16 protein-coding genes are annotated in these 16,052 nt (G+C 46.4%); 9 read left to right on the top strand and 7 right to left on the bottom strand.

The genetic code is table 11. From position 1 onward, the window contains the following. Nucleotides 1-395 precede the first annotated feature (395 nt). From KCV09_RS10250 to KCV09_RS10240, 3 genes are read left to right on the top strand one after another with little or no spacing between them, the layout of a single operon-like run. Entirely contained in the window at nt 396-2,486 is a 2,091-nt protein-coding gene (locus KCV09_RS10250) for an FUSC family protein (protein WP_151814989.1), read from the top strand. Next, nucleotides 2,479-2,688 carry a DUF1656 domain-containing protein gene (locus tag KCV09_RS10245; RefSeq protein WP_004932438.1) on the top strand — a complete coding sequence of 70 codons (210 nt, stop codon included), beginning with the start codon at nt 2,479-2,481 and terminating at the stop codon, nt 2,686-2,688. Before KCV09_RS10250 ends, KCV09_RS10245 begins: the two co-directional genes overlap by 8 nt. A 34-nt stretch (nt 2,689-2,722) precedes the next feature. Then, nucleotides 2,723-3,736 carry an HlyD family secretion protein gene (locus tag KCV09_RS10240; protein WP_025095293.1) on the top strand — a complete coding sequence of 338 codons (1,014 nt, stop codon included), beginning with the start codon at nt 2,723-2,725 and terminating at the stop codon, nt 3,734-3,736. A gap of 39 nt (nt 3,737-3,775) precedes the next feature. Here KCV09_RS10240 and ruvX read toward each other — a convergent pair whose 3' ends face one another. From ruvX to recN, 3 genes are all read right to left on the bottom strand, one after another. Next, complete coding sequence (gene ruvX, locus KCV09_RS10235) at nt 3,776-4,219, bottom strand: Holliday junction resolvase RuvX (RefSeq protein WP_004932443.1); 444 nt, start codon at nt 4,217-4,219, stop codon at nt 3,776-3,778. Continuing rightward, nucleotides 4,212-4,766: a YqgE/AlgH family protein gene (locus tag KCV09_RS10230; RefSeq protein ID WP_004932445.1), complete on the bottom strand. Its 555-nt coding sequence runs from the start codon at nt 4,764-4,766 to the stop codon at nt 4,212-4,214. The genes ruvX and KCV09_RS10230 overlap by 8 nt, the downstream gene beginning before the upstream one ends. 115 nt (nt 4,767-4,881) lie before the next feature. Continuing rightward, nucleotides 4,882-6,543: a DNA repair protein RecN gene (gene recN / locus KCV09_RS10225; RefSeq protein ID WP_004944003.1), complete on the bottom strand. Its 1,662-nt coding sequence runs from the start codon at nt 6,541-6,543 to the stop codon at nt 4,882-4,884. A 125-nt stretch (nt 6,544-6,668) separates the two neighbouring features. Between recN and KCV09_RS10220 the strand changes: the two genes are divergently transcribed. The 4 genes from KCV09_RS10220 (at nt 6,669) to KCV09_RS10205 (ending at nt 10,199) form a co-directional block, all read left to right on the top strand. Next, nucleotides 6,669-7,973: a tetratricopeptide repeat protein gene (locus KCV09_RS10220; RefSeq protein WP_151814990.1), complete on the top strand. Its 1,305-nt coding sequence runs from the start codon at nt 6,669-6,671 to the stop codon at nt 7,971-7,973. 84 nt (nt 7,974-8,057) lie between these two features. Beyond that, a complete protein-coding gene (gene ppnP, locus KCV09_RS10215) occupies nt 8,058-8,384 on the top strand; it encodes a pyrimidine/purine nucleoside phosphorylase (RefSeq protein WP_004932453.1) in 327 nt (108 codons plus the stop codon). A gap of 101 nt (nt 8,385-8,485) precedes the next feature. Continuing rightward, the gene (gene rlmB / locus KCV09_RS10210; protein WP_004943999.1) at nt 8,486-9,232 is read left to right on the top strand and encodes a 23S rRNA (guanosine(2251)-2'-O)-methyltransferase RlmB; all 747 of its coding nucleotides are present in this window, start codon (nt 8,486-8,488) and stop codon (nt 9,230-9,232) included. 37 nt (nt 9,233-9,269) lie between these two features. Next, complete coding sequence (locus tag KCV09_RS10205) at nt 9,270-10,199, top strand: DMT family transporter (protein WP_025095298.1); 930 nt, start codon at nt 9,270-9,272, stop codon at nt 10,197-10,199. Here KCV09_RS10205 and coaE read toward each other — a convergent pair. The 4 genes from coaE to pilB are packed head-to-tail and all read right to left on the bottom strand — an operon-like array spanning nt 10,175 to nt 14,602. After that, the gene (coaE, locus tag KCV09_RS10200; protein WP_151814991.1) at nt 10,175-10,774 is read right to left on the bottom strand and encodes a dephospho-CoA kinase; all 600 of its coding nucleotides are present in this window, start codon (nt 10,772-10,774) and stop codon (nt 10,175-10,177) included. The genes KCV09_RS10205 and coaE overlap by 25 nt on opposite strands. Nucleotides 10,775-10,776: 2 nt before the next feature. Further along, nucleotides 10,777-11,637 carry a prepilin peptidase gene (locus KCV09_RS10195; RefSeq protein ID WP_151814992.1) on the bottom strand — a complete coding sequence of 287 codons (861 nt, stop codon included), beginning with the start codon at nt 11,635-11,637 and terminating at the stop codon, nt 10,777-10,779. Then, entirely contained in the window at nt 11,637-12,863 is a 1,227-nt protein-coding gene (locus KCV09_RS10190; protein WP_004943990.1) for a type II secretion system F family protein, read from the bottom strand. The genes KCV09_RS10195 and KCV09_RS10190 overlap by 1 nt, the downstream gene beginning before the upstream one ends. 23 nt (nt 12,864-12,886) lie before the next feature. After that, the gene (gene pilB, locus KCV09_RS10185; RefSeq protein WP_119689887.1) at nt 12,887-14,602 is read right to left on the bottom strand and encodes a type IV-A pilus assembly ATPase PilB; all 1,716 of its coding nucleotides are present in this window, start codon (nt 14,600-14,602) and stop codon (nt 12,887-12,889) included. A gap of 263 nt (nt 14,603-14,865) precedes the next feature. Between pilB and tpiA the strand changes: the two genes are divergently transcribed. Beyond that, a complete protein-coding gene (gene tpiA, locus KCV09_RS10180) occupies nt 14,866-15,663 on the top strand; it encodes a triose-phosphate isomerase (RefSeq protein ID WP_004932474.1) in 798 nt (265 codons plus the stop codon). A 9-nt stretch (nt 15,664-15,672) separates the two neighbouring features. Next, nucleotides 15,673-16,002, top strand: coding sequence for a preprotein translocase subunit SecG (gene secG, locus KCV09_RS10175; RefSeq protein ID WP_004932477.1), 330 nt, complete (start codon nt 15,673-15,675; stop codon nt 16,000-16,002). Nucleotides 16,003-16,052 lie beyond the last annotated feature (50 nt).

Here is a 16,052-nt window from a genome sequence, read left to right as displayed (position 1 = left end):
TTGCCTATCATCTTGCAGCGATATTTCACTGAGAGGATTAAATTATCCAAAATTGAACTAAAAAAGTGCAATAAAAATATATTAATTATCATAATAAGATATTTTGTTGACGTATTATGTTTTTTTTGAAACAATATTTGAACCAAAATATCGAATCAAGAAATTTCTGATTGTCGGTTTTTGCGTTTTTCTTCTCTTTCTTCTTCCCTGAAAGAATCTAAAGGTCTGGATCTTCCTGCTCCAGATTAGGCGGTCAACCGCCTTTAAAAAATGTTGAATATTATTTTGATTCGTCAGAACAATAGTAAAACATTTGTAGTCATCGTTATCGTTTTCGATCTAGGCCATGTGGTGGGGTTGTTGAGCACCGCTGTGTCTGATGTAGAGATATATTCATGCTTTGGAAACAGATCTTGGCGTTTCGGCCCAGTCGAATGGATTTGATTTTTGCCGTCAAAACCTTTATCGCCATGATGCTCGCGCTCTATATTGCCTTTTCACTGGATTTGACTTATCCGATGTGGGCCGCGGGCACCGTCATTATCATTGCACAGCCTTATGCGGGTATGGTGTCGTCCAAAGCGCTGTATCGTTTATTGGGTACGGTCGCTGGTGGTGCGGTCGCGATCTTTCTCACACCGCATATGATCGATATGCCGATTCTGTTTACCTTCGTGTTGTCGCTCTGGATTGCACTGTGTTTGTATATTTCCCTGCTCGATCGTACACCGCGAAGCTACGTATTTATGCTGGCCGGATACACCACCGCCATGGTGGCCTGTAGCTCGATCAACAGTATTGATACTTATAGCGTTTTTGATATGGCTTTAAGCCGTGTTCTGGAAATTTCGGTGGCGGTGATTTGTAGTGCTGTCGTTTCTGCCACAATTTTTCCAGCGCATCTGGGCACACAACTGCAACGCCGAGTACAAAAAACTTTAGACGATACCCGCGAAGCATTCGAACGTATTTTGACAGATGAACAGCATAGCAGTCAGTACACGCAATTGCTGGCAGGTGTAGCACGTGATACCTCCGATATTCATGGCTTGGCTGTACATTTGGCCTATGAACGAGGCGAATTGCGAGGCATGACCAAACCGTTGCAAGAGCTGTTACACCAGATCACCATGATTGTGGCCAATCTGGTCTCGATGTCTGAGCGTATCGCACAAATGGATGAGCTGGATCTACGTTATCGTCAGGTTTTGCCGCAACTGCATACGCATGTGGTTCGCTTTTTGCGTGAGCAGCAGGATATCCAAGACGATCAGCTAGATCATTTACCTGCCGAATTTACAACAGATTTTCAGCATTTATTCGAGCTGATTCATCCTTCGCAACGGGTGATGTTGCAGGCTTTTCAAATGGATGTGCGTCATTTTATTCAAAATGTCATGACCATCAAACTCCTCTGGACGCGTATCCAGCGGGGCGATAAACGCATTCCGGATCGGATTGCAGCACTCACGACACAGTATCCAAGTTTACATCGTGATCACGGGATTGCTGTGCGCAGCTCGATTGCAGCAGGTATTGCAACGGCCGCCTCGTTTTTGCTCTGGATTTATAGCGGCTGGCATGCCGGTTATATGATGGCGCAGCTCACAGCGGTGAGTGCCTGTATTTTATCGACGCTCGATAATCCTGTGCCTGCGCTTAAGCTATTTATTAAAGGATCGATCTTATCGGCTGTGTTAACGGTGTTTTATGCCTTTATCATCATGCCGGAAGTGAAAGAATTTTGGCAACTGGCCTTTGTACTGGCACCGATGGCCATTTATTTGCTGTCGATGTTTCCGCAGCCTGCATTGATGGGATTGGCACTGCCGATGCTGATCAACTTTGTGATGAGCTTGAATTTGCAAAATCATTATGCAACCAATGCGGTAGTGCTCATGGACACGGCCATGGCAGGCGTGATGGGGCCGATTATTTCCATTTTAGCGATCCAGTTTATTCGTGCGATGTCTCCCGAGACCAGTGCCACACGCATTTTGGCGTTACATTATAAAGCAATGCGCGAAGCTTTATATTTACCTTATGGGGTTCGCTTTCGGGTTCATTTACGCAGCATGCTTGATCGCATTGGTATTTTAAATACCAAAATGGTGCAGTCTGATGAGCTGAAGCAGGCGATGAATCGTGCGCTGATTGAAGCCAGCGCTGTGGTGAATTTGAGCCGTATTGCTGAGGTGCTGCATGGTGATACAGGCTCTACCGAGTTAAAACGGGCGTTATTTCGTTTTCAACAGTTACTCGATCGTGGCTTTAAAGAGCAGGAAAAACAATTAGAAACACCACAGGCTTTGCAAGAGAAATTACTGGCACAAATACAACAGATTGAAATGGTATTGGTAAATGAGCCGAACCTCAGCTTAAAACAGCGTATTGAAGTGAGTATGAACAACATCCGCAGCAGTATTTTTCATGCGCAGCAGAATAAACCAGCCGCGCTGATGTTTAAAGGGGAAAGCAATGGGTGAGTTTAATGCATACGGGGTGTACTTTCCGAGCTTTCTGATTCAGGCCATTTGTGCCTTTATCGTCTTTAAAATCGTAACGCGTGGAACCGACCGCCTCATTGCAGCAGGCTGGATTGGATTTCCCGGTGTGTTTAACCTGTGTTTATACATCATCCTGTTGATGGGCATGCACTGGATTTTTCTTTGGCAGTTTGGTCGATGACAGCATCGTTACTAAGTGAAATTGGAACAACGCAATGAGTAAGGTAGATTTACGCAAATTCGTTCGACCCGTGGTCACACTGATCATGGTGATTGTCGCGGTTTTTGTGATTGTGCATTTGTGGAATTACTATAATGCCTCGCCATGGACACGTGACGGGCGAGTGCGTGGCGATGTGGTTCAGGTGTCTTCAGATGTATCAGGACTGGTCACTGAAGTCTTGGTGCACGATAACCAGAGCGTCAAGAAAGGGCAGGTGCTATTTAAAATCGATGTGGCGCGTCAGCAACTCGATGTTGAACAGGCACGATCAGATTTGGCCAAGGCCAAAGCCGGGCTGGCACAGTCACAAGCCAACCTGATTGCTGCAAAGGCCAATTTGGCCAAGACTCAAGCCAATATGGCTTTAGCCGAAAAAAATGCAGCGCGTTATTCAAGTTTGCTCGATGGTGCAATTTCCAAGCAGGAACAAGATCAGGTCTATGCCACACGTGATCAGTCACGTGCCGAGATTGCCCAGATGCAAGCATCCATTGAACAGGCCGAAGCCACTATCACTGAACAAAAATCGTTGATTGATGTGGCGCAAAGTAATTTAAATCTGGCGCAGCTCAATCTGAATCGCTCACAGGTGGTGGCACCAGCAGATGGTACCTTGTCTAACTTCGATTTACAGGTGGGAAATTACGTTAAGACGGGGGACGCAGTAGCCGCCTTGGTCGACCGTAAGCAGCTCTACGTGGTGGGATATTTCGAAGAAACCAAACTCAATCACATTCATGTGGGCGACAAAGCCGTGATCCAGTTGATGGGAGATGATCAAAAAATCAAAGGTCATGTTCAGGGGATTGCATCGGGCATTGAAGATCGTGAGCGTTCGACCAGTTCAACCTTGCTGGCGAATGTCAATCCGACTTTTACTTGGGTCCGTCTGGCACAGCGTGTACCGGTCAAAATCGTACTCGATGAAGCGCCTCACAATCCATTGGCATTTGTGGCAGGACGAACTGCGACAGTCAGTATTGTCGAGTCTGAACAGCAGAAGTAAGTCTTAAAAAAAGGCTCCTCAAAATGTGGAGCCTCAGTATTAAGGTGTGATACCTGTCGGGTTGCGATACCAGCTTTGAATTAAGAGTCCCGCAGCCAGACTATCGGCCGCCACCCCTTTGGCGCGCCCCTGACTGTGGTAATGATCGAGTTCATCGCGTGCTTCACGCGTGGTTAAACGTTCATCGACCATCCATGTGGTGATATTGGTTTGATGGCGTAAGCGTCTGGCAAACTTACGTGCGCGTGCTGAAAGCTCCGACTCACTATCATCCATATTCAGTGGCAAGCCCACCAAAAATAATGTGGGTTTCCACTCCTGAACGATTTTAAGCAGTTGCTCCCAGTTGGGAATGCCGTCTTTCATGGGAAAGAGGGCCAAAGGCGTGCTACTTTCGATGGCCGCCTGGCCAATGGCAATTCCCATTTTTTGAGTGCCAAAATCGAATGCCATAATCATGCTGTGTGTAGAAATCTCAGGCATGACCAATCTCGGATGATAACCAGTTCCGATCGACGCCGAGTTTTTTATACGCAGCGTCCCAACGTTCGTCATAAGGTAAGTTAAAAATCAGATCCATATCGGCGTCGCAGACCAGCCAGTCGCCACGAGAGATCTCGTCTTCAAGCTGGTTTTTTGTCCAGCTGGCATAACCCAGCGCAATTTGATAGCGGCCAACCCCTTCGTTATGCGCAATCGCGTCTAAAATATCTTTACTGGTGGTAATGCATAGGTTTTCGCCTACTGCAATGGAGGAGTGCCATACGGGTTGACCGGTATGTAACACGAAACCAGCCTCCGGGCGCAATGGCCCACCTTGCAAAACTTCATGCGGCTGTACGTGATCGGCATCGATATCCAGATCATTGAGTAACTCACGAACCTGAATGCCCGACGGCCGGTTGATGATCAGGCCCTGAGCACCATCACCATCATGACGTGCCAGATAAATCACGGTATTTGCGAAAAAATCATCGGCCATTTCTGGAGGGGCAATCAGACAACGGTGTGTCAAATATTGTTTGGTCACCTAGACGCTTCTCCTTTAAATCGGTCGCTTTGAAAGATAGATTCTTCTTATCAACATACAAGAGTAAATGGATTTCGCCAATCATTTTCCATGATTTATTTCTATGACCAAATCTCTAGGCATGCTGGAATTTAAGCTGTCTTAACTGTCTGGCGTGCTGTAACGTGGTTTCATTAATTTCTACACCGCCAGACATTCGGGCCAGTTCAAGAACGCGTTGTTGTTCATCGAGTTCGATGATGGTGCTGCTGGCGGGATCGGTTTGTTGTTTCTTGACCAGCAGATGTTGATCGGATTGAGCCGCCACTTGAGCCTGATGGGTGATACACAGTAACTGCACATGCTGCGCCAGATCGGCCAGTAGCCGTCCGACCACTTCGGCTGTGCCACCGCTAATACCCACGTCAATCTCATCAAACACCAAGACTTCGGCTTCGGTTTTCTCCGCATTCATCACTTGCATCACCAAGGCGATGCGCGACAACTCGCCGCCTGATGCCACACGCGCAAGCGGTTGGGGTGGAATCCCTTTATTTGCTGTAAAGAGTAGTTGAATGAAGCTTAAGCCCTCGGCAGACGGTTGCTCCAGCGGTTCAAACTTAAATTCGAAATGTGCCTCCGGCAAGGCTAAAGGTTTCACTTGCTCGGTCAGCTGTTTGGCCAGCGGTTGCGCGGCTTCACGACGGATCTGATCCAGATATTCAGCTTTTTCCAAGAATTCCTGATGGGCAATGTCGACTTGCTCGGCCAGTGTTTCAGGGTCTTCAAGTTGATGTAATTGATCTAGCTCAAGTTGCCATTGTGCATAATCCTGTTTGAGCTGTTCAGGCTGTGTGCGATATTTACGGGCCAGACGATGAAAGACTTCCAAGGTACTGTTGAGTTCTTCCATACGTTCTGGATCGAAGCTTTGGCGGTCGATAAACTGGCGTAAATTGGCCGTGGCATCGTCGATTTCACTTTGTGCATTGAGCAATGAATTATAAATTTCAGACAACTGCTCACTACGACCAGCATGTGACTCAAGCCGACGCAGTAACGAGGCCAATTCCTGAGTAATATTCGGCTCAGCCTCATCGAGTAAATTTAGACCATAGCCACAATCTTGCATGATATGTTCATGATGACTCAGTCGATCAAATTCTTGTTCAAGCTCTTTGTAGTCGATTGCGACTATGTCTTCAAGTTCTTCAATTTGTAATTCCAGTGTGGCGATGCGCTGCTGGCGGGTGGCCTGTGCATCTAGTGCCGCTTGATGCTGACGAATAGTATTTTGCCAGTCATTGTAGGCCTGTTTTACTGCATGTGCGGGCGTGTAAAAGTTGTAGTAACGATCGAGCCAGTGTTTGGGATAGGGCGGTTCAAGTAATTGTTGCTGACTATGCTGACTATACAGTTGTACCAGCAAGCGCCCCAACTCACGTAGTTCAGACAAGCTGCTCGGGCGGCCGTTAATCCAAGCTTTGCTCCGGCCAGTGGCGAAAATGACGCGACGCAAATGAATTTCACCGGAGTCATCATCGAGTTCATGCTCTTTGAGCCATTCGGCCTCTGCGCTGTGTTCGCGATAACTGAAAGTTGCGGTGATATCGGCTTTTTCAGCCCCATAGCGCACGTAATTGGTGTCGGTACGCTCGCCCAAACTTGCTGATAAGGCATCTAAAAGCAATGATTTTCCAGCCCCTGTTTCCCCGGTCAGAACGTTAAATCCGTGTTCAATATCCAAGGCAAGGTGATCGGCCAAAGCAAAATTGATAAGAGTTAAATGTGTCAGCATAAACGCATCCAAGGCGCCAAGAGTTTTTTGTTTAAGATGTTTAAGATAGTGAACTTTTGGACTTGTCACAAGAGATTCGTTATTCTAAGTCCATTATAAGAATAGCAAGATTTGTCAGTCAGAAAATGAAAATACGTCTTCCCTTACCTAAACCTGTACAAAAAAGCGCGCAATCGCCAAAAAAATTGGCGCAGCTCAATCAACAGCTTGCAGCACTATCGGCACAATTTCGTCGTGCAAGTGCGGCAGCAGATTATCAGCAGGCTTATGAGCTGGTACGGCAGGTGATTGATCTTGTGCCTCAGCATCCGGTGGCCTACATGGATTTGGCCTACACAGAACTTCAGTTAAAGCGTTATTTAGATGCTTATGCGCATTATCAGCACGCCATTACGTTAAGCAACGGATCTGTCGATCCCAATATTTATGACGGACTTTGTGAAGTCTGTTTTGCGCTTAATCGCGCGCAAGACATGCAGCACTTTGGCCGTCTTGCCATTGAGCGTAAACAGCAACAGGCAAGCCAAGAACCAAAATTGACACTGCCACAAGCAGCACCCGAACGCTTTCTGGCAGAAAATCCTAACCAGAATATTATTTCATTTTCATTATTTGGAGATCATCCGCGTTATTGTGAAACCGCAGTGTTAAATGTTATTCGAGCCAAAGAACTCTATCCAAATTGGCGCTGCCGCTTTTATGTCGATGATTCAGTGCCGACGCCCATTTTGCAGCGATTAAGCCAGCATGGTGCACAGCTCATTAAAGTGACCGAGACTCAGGCTCAGATTTCAGGATTGTTCTGGCGCTTTTTGGTGATGGATGATCCGCAAGTTAAACGCTTCTTAATCCGCGATGCCGATTCACTGATTTCACCACGAGAGGTTGCAGCCGTTCAGCAATGGCTGGACAGCGACCGCTGGTTTCATGTTATGCGAGATTACTATTCGCACACCGAATTAATCTTGGCGGGGATGTGGGGTGGATGTACAGGCGTTTTTCATCAGGTTGAAGCTTTGATTAGCGATTATATTTATTCCGGACGTTATCTAAATACGCGGGTCATGGATCAGCATTTTTTACGTTATTGTATCTGGCCAACCTTATGTCAGAGTGTCATGACTCATGATCGATATGGATTTGACCCTTCTGCCGAAGCATTTCCAGGCGATCAAAAGCAAGATACGCCAGTAACACTGACCCGACACGCGCATGTGGGAATGAATGAATCGAGTGCAGTGGTCAACGTAACTGTGCCTGATTCAATGGCCCGCCAAATTCAATGGATTTTATACAACAATAAAAAGCAAATTGTGTGTCAGTACCGCGCCACGGTGGATGAATCTGGATCAATCGATCTACATTTGCCAGAATTATATGCGGCGCAGATCCGTGTAAAGGCATGGAATTTGCAGATTTATCCTGTTTAAAACTGATTGATTAGTTATTTCGCCACAATTAAACTACATCTGTCATTACCTCATATAAATGCGACATTTTTTGGAGACGTACGCATGAGTTCTACTCAATTTGATCACGTGAGTGTGATTAAAAAATCAAATGTATATTTTGGTGGTTTATGCATCAGTCACACCGTTCAGTTTGAAGACGGTACAAAAAAAACATTAGGTGTGATATTACCGACTGAACAGCCACTGACATTTGAAACCCATGTTCCTGAGCGTATGGAAATTATCTCTGGCGAATGTCGCGTAAAAATTGCCGATAATACTGAAAGTGAATTGTTCCGTGCCGGACAATCGTTTTATGTGCCTGGAAATAGCCTATTTAAAATCGAAACTGACGACGTATTAGATTACGTTTGTCATTTAGAAGGCTAACTCATCGGCTGTTAAATCAGTTAAAATGGTCGCGTTAAAAAATCCTGTGAAGCTGGCTTTACAGGATTTTATTTTTTTATCTGTGCTTTTAGAGGGTCACCATGGCTAAACCAGAATATTATTATGGCGTTCATTCGGTGGAGTCATTGTTGGAGTTGGAGCCTGAGCGGGTTTTGACCCTGTTTACACTCAAAGGCCGAGATGATCAGCGCTTGCAAAAAATTTTAGAGCTGGCCGAACCATTTGGGATTAGTGTACAAAAAGCCAGCCGTGACAGCTTGGAAAAACTGGCTGGTTTGCCGTTTCATCAAGGCGTGGTGGCTGCGGTACGCCCACATCCGGTGTTAAATGAAAAAGACTTAGATCAATTGCTCGAGCAGCAAGACAATGCCTTGATTTTGGCTCTCGATCAGGTCACCGATCCGCATAACCTTGGTGCATGTATCCGTACGGCGGCGGCGATGGGCGTGGTGGCGGTGATTGTCCCGCGTGACCGTTCTGCCGGACTCACACCCACTGCACGTAAAGTCGCTGCTGGTGGCGCAGAAAAAGTGAAGTTTATTCAGGTCACCAATTTGGCACGTACATTGGCGCACATTAAAGCGCAATTCTTTGTCAAAGTTGTGGGCACTATGCTGGATGAAAAAGCATTACCTTTACAAGAGTGTGATTTTTCTGGAAACGTTGCCATTGTGATGGGGGCTGAAGATACGGGTTTACGTCCGATCACGCAGTCGCAATGTGACCAAACCGTGTATATCCCAATGTCGGGAAATCTTCAAAGTTTAAACGTGAGTGTTGCCACAGGAATGGCGCTCTATGAGGCCTGCCGTCAACGTTTGGTTTAAGCGTTGAATTCGGCATTGTCAAAGGTTAAAGATTGCCATGTCACCCAGATTACAAGGGTACGGTTATGTGGCCATTACCATGTGTATTTGGGGTGGCTTCACGATTTTTTCTCGACTCAATGCCCAGTGGCATATCAGTGCCTGGGACATTGTGGCAATGCGTTTTGCAATCGCCTTTTGTCTGTTGGTGCCTATACTGATCTACAAAAAAGACTGGGCCTTTTTATGGCAGCCCAAAGCCATGATTTTGGCGCTGATTGGCGGTGTGGGCTATTGCCTGACGGTTTATAGTGCGTTTTTGTATGCACCCGCCGCACATGCCGCGATTTTTTTAAATGGCACCATGCCGTTATGGACAGCCATTGCAGCCTTTGTGCTGTTCGGGCAGCCCTTTGACCGCCATACATGGCTGAGCTTTTGCATTATTCTGGCTTCAATTGGCCTGATGAGCGTATTGATGCTTCGCCAAAATCATAGTGGTTTTGGCGTTGGTGATGTGCTTTTTGTATGTAGCGCAATGTGGTGGGGAGTTTTTACCATCTTGCTCAAGCAATGGAAGCTGAGCGCATGGCATGCCATGACCAGCGTAGCCATCTGGTCGACATTATTTTATTTACCCGTTTATGCGTTGTTTCTGCCCAAACATTTTGATCAGGTTGAGCCGCTTCACTTAGTGGTGCAGGGGCTGTTCCATGGCGTATTTGTGGTGATTTTAGCCACACTGACCTATATTGCCGCGATCGAACGTTTAGGTGCGTTTAAAGCGGGCAGTATCGTCAACTTGGCGCCATTTTTGGCGGCATTGATTGCTGTTCCCTTACTTCATGAGCCGCTGAGTCTATCGCTTTTGTTTGGTCTAATTGGAATGGGAATAGGCGCGTTGCAGCCGTGGCGCTGGCGCTTGAAAGACACACTCACCCGAGAGCTTGAAAAGCAGAAAAATCAATCAGGCGAGCGTGTTAAATAATCGGTGTGTAAACGCATCAATTGCTGATACAGCTCATCGAGCGTGCCTTCATTGTGTACCACATCATCTGCGCGTTTTAATTTTTCAGAACGCGGCATTTGTGTGGCTATAATTTTCTGGATCTGTTCGGTCGATTGCGCATCGCGTTGGCTGGCTCTTTTCAGTTGGGTGGCTTCGCTCACATCGACCAGCAGATTGCGATGGGTCATTCGATCTTGACCGGTTTCAAACAATAACGGCGAAACCAGAATCACATACGCACTCTGTGCTTGTTGCAATTGCGACAAAATCGATTGTCGGATGATAGGGTGGGTAATGGCTTCGAGCTGTTGGCGTGCCTCCGGATGCTGAAAAATATAGTCACGTAAGGCGCGACGATCCAGTTGACCGTCTACCTGCAAAACCCAGTCACCAAAGTGCTGTGCAATTTTTTCCAGTGCGGGTTGTCCCGGTTGAACAACTTCACGTGCGACCACATCGGCATCGACCACATCAATGTCTTGATGTTCAAACCATTGGCTGGCAGCCGATTTACCACTTCCGATTCCACCTGTAAGCCCAACGATGTACGGCATGCTCATCCTCCTAGATATACCCGCATAATTGCATCTCCCCATAAAAAGGCAATCCAGCCCGCAATCGCAATAAAGGGACCAAATGCAAAAGGCTGATTTTGCTTGCGAATACGCAAAAGTACAACACCAATAATCGCCCCCACAAACGACGATAACAGCACAATCAGCGGCAGCATCAGCGGCCCCATCCAAGCTCCCAGCGCTGCCAGTAGTTTGAAATCGCCGTATCCCATGCCTTCTTTTTTGGTGAGCAGTTTAAACAGGTAATACACCACCCATAAGCACAAAAAGCCGATGACATAGCCCCAGATGGCCTCATTGGGAGAAACATACACATGCGCGCTATTGATGGCCAAGCCTAATCCTGCAAGGGTGAGGGTATAGCGATCTGGTAAAAGCTGAGTATCAAAGTCGATAAAGGTCAGCGCAATTAACATCCAAGTGAGCACTAGCCCAAACAACATTTTAAGCGTTGGCCCCAAAACCATCAGCACGGTCAGTGAGGTTAACAGCGTAAGCAATTCAATGGCGGGGTAGCGGATTGTAATCGGGTGGTCACACGCATGACATTTCCCGCGTAAAGCCAGCCAGCTTAGCACTGGAATATTGTGATACCAGCGAATTGGCGCACGACAATGCGGACATGAAGATGCAGGTGAACTTAGACTGAGCTTTTCGGTTTCAATCACGGCCTGTTCTGGATGCAGCAACAACTGGCATTCTTGTGTCCATTCCTGCTCCATCATTTTGGGTGTGCGGTAGATCACCACATTTAAAAAGCTGCCAATACACAGGCTTAAGATACCAATCGCGAGATAAAGCGCAGTCGAATTGGTAATAAAATACGAGAAGATATCAGACATTACACCACTGAACCCATTTGGAAAATCGGAAGATACATCGCAATCACCAGACCACCCACTAAAATGCCCAGAATTGCCATAATCAAGGGTTCCATCATCGATGTAAGACCGTCTACTGCGTGATCGACTTCACTTTCATAATAATTCGCAACTTTGTCCAGCATTTCATCTAGTGCCCCGGATTCTTCACCAATGGCCACCATTTGAATGGCCATCGTGGGGAAACGATTCGACACGCGCATGGCAAAATGAAGCTGCTGGCCTGTAGACACATCGTCACGAATTTTAAGCACAGCACGTTCATAAATACTGTTATTGGTTGCACCTGCAGTAGATGCCAGCGCATCAATCAGCGGAACACCCGCTGCAAAAGTGGTGGCAAGGGTACGGCTATAACGGGCAATAATGGCTTTATAGACCAGATCACCCACAATCGGCAAACGAAGCACGAGTTGATCTAGACGATCACGAAAAGTTTTGCTGCGTTTACGTGCCTCTAAAAAGCCAGCAATCACCGCACCGATAATGAAAATGAGCAATATCCAGTAAGACTGCATCCAGTTGGACATGTTCACCACCATCTGGGTAAAGGCTGGCAAGTCTGCGCCAAATGAGGTAAATAAATCTTTAAATACCGGAACCACTTTCACCATCAAAATGATGGTCACCACGATCGCGACCACAATCACCATAGCCGGATACTTCATGGCTTTTTTGATTTTTTGCTTCAATACTTCACTTTTTTCTTTATATACCGCAACTCGCTCTAGCATGGTTTCAAGCGAACCCGATTGTTCACCCGACTCAATTAGGGAGCAAAACAGATTGTCGAAGTGCTGCGGATATTTACGCAGCGCACCAGCAAAAGTATTGCCTCCTTCGACATCTGTTTTGAGTCCGAGTACCACCTCGCGCATGGCAGGATTATCCAAGCCTTCAGCGACAATTTCAAAGGCCTGAACCAGCGGCACACCTGCTTTCATCATGGTTGCCAACTGGCGAGTAAAAATCGTGATATCGAGCGGTTTAACTCTTTTCTTAAATAGTCCTTCAAGCAGGTTGCGGCGCTTTTCACGAATGGTTCGAATGGTAATGCCTTGTTTACGCAAGGTGACTTTGGCCAATGCCATATTACGGGCAGAAAGCTCCCCTTTAAGTTTGATCCCCTTACGATCAACACCTTCATACGCGAAAGTGGGCACTGTTTGTACTTTTTTTGCTGCCATCAGATGATCCTTGCTTTGCCCCGTTATTCTTCATTCGTCACACGATTGACTTCCTGTAACGATGTGACCCCCTGCATCACTTTTTTTAAGCCAGAACGGCGTAAGTTGCTAAATCCAAGCTGTTCAGCGGCTGCTGCAATTTCAAGTGCATTGCCGTCTTGCATAATAATTCTTGAGATTTCTGGTGTAATTTTCATGACTTCATAAATGCCCACACGTCCTTTGTAGCCCTCCCGACATTCTTTACACCCCACCGGTTCATAGATCTGAAAGTCTGGAGCATCTAAATCGGTTTCGGTAAATCCCATTTCGAGTAAACTGGCACGTGGCACGTCGATACGCCGTTTACACTGATTACACAGGCGTCTGGCAAGGCGCTGCGCAATCACCAGATTGACCGAGGTGGCGATATTAAAGGTCGCCACCCCCATGCTTCTCAGGCGTGTAAGTGTTTCGGCAGCGTTATTGGTATGCAGTGTCGACATCACCAAGTGACCGGTTTGAGCCGCTTTAATGGCAATCTCTGCGGTTTCTAAATCACGAATTTCCCCCACCATAATGATATCAGGGTCTTGACGTAAAAAAGAGCGTAATGCCGCAGCAAAGGTCAGGCCGACTTTGGGATTTACATTGACCTGATTAATACCTTCAAGATTAATCTCGACTGGATCTTCGGCGGTAGAAATATTGGCATGTTCGGTATTGAGAATATTTAAGCCGGTATACATCGATACGGTTTTCCCCGAGCCTGTAGGGCCGGTAATCAGCAGCATGCCTTGTGGTCGATTCAGCGCTTCGGTAAACAATGCTTTTTGCTCAGGCTCGTAGCCCAGTGCATCGATACCCAGCATCGCGCTCGCAGGATCCAGAATCCGCAGTACAATCTTTTCACCAAATAGGGTCGGTAGGGAGTTGACCCGAAAATCGATGGTTTTGGTTTTCGACAGTTTCAGTTTAATACGACCATCTTGCGGAACACGCTTTTCCGAAATATCCATTTGAGACATCACTTTCAAACGCGAGGCCAGTCGGGTAGCCAGTTGTAAGGGTGGTGTTGCAATTAAACGAAGTACACCATCGACCCGATAACGGACCCGATACATTTTTTCATAAGGTTCAAAATGTAAGTCTGATGCATTCATACGAATAGCATCAATCAGTAATTTATTGATGTATTTGACCACCGGGGCTTCATCTTTACTGATTTCGTCATCGTCGTCGTCATCTGAAGTGGGGGAATTCACCTCCAGATCCAGATCAAAATCTTCGGTGTCAAAGTTAAAACGGCTATCTTCGGGGAAATATTCGTTTAACAGTCGCTCAAGCTTATCGTGTTCTACAATAATCGGTTCGACTTTGAGTTTGCTGTTAAAACGGATGGCATCCATCGCTTCAAGATTGGTCGGATTGCAGGTCGCGACATAGAGCACATGCCCACGATGAACCAACGGCATTACACGATACTTGCGAATCAGCTTTTCATCGATACGATCTTTGAGAATCAGCGCAGGATCAAAAACATCCAGATCAAATAGCGGTTCGCCAAACTCGACCGAGATGGTTTCAGCAATGGTGATCGGGGTAATGGCATAATGGTCGATCAAATAAGGAACAATATCTTGCTTGTTTTTTTTTGCGCTCTCTTGAGCCATTTGCATGTCGTGTGCATCAATATGACCTTCTTCGACAAGGCGCCGAATGAATCCTGAAAATTTAGGTGATGCGGTAACTAATGACATGGGACTGCCTTGTAACATTGATATCATTATAATTTGTATATAGAAAATTATACGGCGCCACAGAAAAAATACCACCCTGTACAGCCAGCTTTCCATACATCAACGCGTCTATTTTGTTACTGGGAATTGTTGAATTGTCTTGTATCCAACAATTATGGTGCAAAAAGGTCGATCGCTTTACACATGCGATGTAAAAGAAATCGTTCTAATTTCGCTTAAAATCCGTGTAGAATGAGCTGCATTTTTGAAGAAAGGTTAGCAATATGTCGGGCTCGACTATTATTCCTTGGGTTGTCGGCAATTGGAAAATGAATCCTCAACAATCTACTGCCATTCAACTTGTACAACAATTTAAAGATTTATTAAAGCAACAGCCAATTTCTGAGCAGCACTGTCATATTGGTGTGGCGCCAATCTCAATCGCCTTGACGCGTATTCAAAGCGAGCTGGCCAGTGCGAACCGTGCAGTGGCAACCGTTGCCCAAGACGTCTCACGATTTGCAGGCACAGGCGCCTATACTGGCGAGGTCAGTGCAGATTTACTTACCGACAGTCAGATTCAGTATGTTTTGATCGGGCATTCTGAGCGTCGCGAACTGCTCGGTGACCAGGTTGAAATTTTAAAACAAAAAATGACGCATGCCTTACAAGCAGGTATGACGGTGATTTATTGCGTCGGTGAAAGCCTTGAACAGCGTGAGCAAGGGCAGGCTGAGCAAGTGGTGTTGCAGCAAATCTGTGATATCGCCTCTGTGGTCAGTGCCGAGCAATGGCAGTCGCAAATCGTGATTGCATACGAGCCAATTTGGGCAATTGGAACAGGGCGGACGGCATCACCAGAAGATGCGCAAGCCATTCATGCCAAAATTCGTGAAGGTTTATGTCAGATTACCCCAGCAGGCGCACAAATTGCGTTACTTTATGGTGGTAGTGTTAAACCCGAGAATGCAGTAGAGTTGGCGGCCTGCGCTGATATCAATGGCGCTTTGGTTGGCGGGGCTTCCCTCAATGCCGAATCATTTTATCAAATCGCTCAGGCATTTGCCCAAACACAACAATAGGAGGTCAGCATGCATACATTTGTGTTGGTTGTACATATCATCTTGGCCGTTATGATTATTGGTCTCGTATTGATTCAACACGGTAAAGGCGCTGATGCCGGTGCATCTTTTGGTGGCGGCGGTGCTGCAACCGTATTTGGTGCTTCAGGTTCAGGTAACTTCCTGACCCGCGTGACGGCAATCTTAACGGCATTGTTTTTTGTGACCAGTTTAAGCTTGGCCGTCTTTGCGAAAAAACAAACTACAGATGCTTATAGCTTAAAATCTGTACAAACAACGAACTCAGCTCCTGCAACAACGCCTGAAACTTCGCCAAATGCACCTAAGTCGAGTCAATAATTGAAAATTGCTCTTTATTTTTGTGTAAGAAGCGACTAGAATTCCTGCCA

Source organism: Acinetobacter soli (assembly GCF_018139125.1).
GTDB classification, from domain to species: Bacteria; Pseudomonadota; Gammaproteobacteria; order Pseudomonadales; family Moraxellaceae; genus Acinetobacter; species Acinetobacter soli.
The sequence above is the reverse complement of the archived record's forward strand: the minus strand, read 5'-3'. Positions and strand labels throughout refer to the sequence as shown.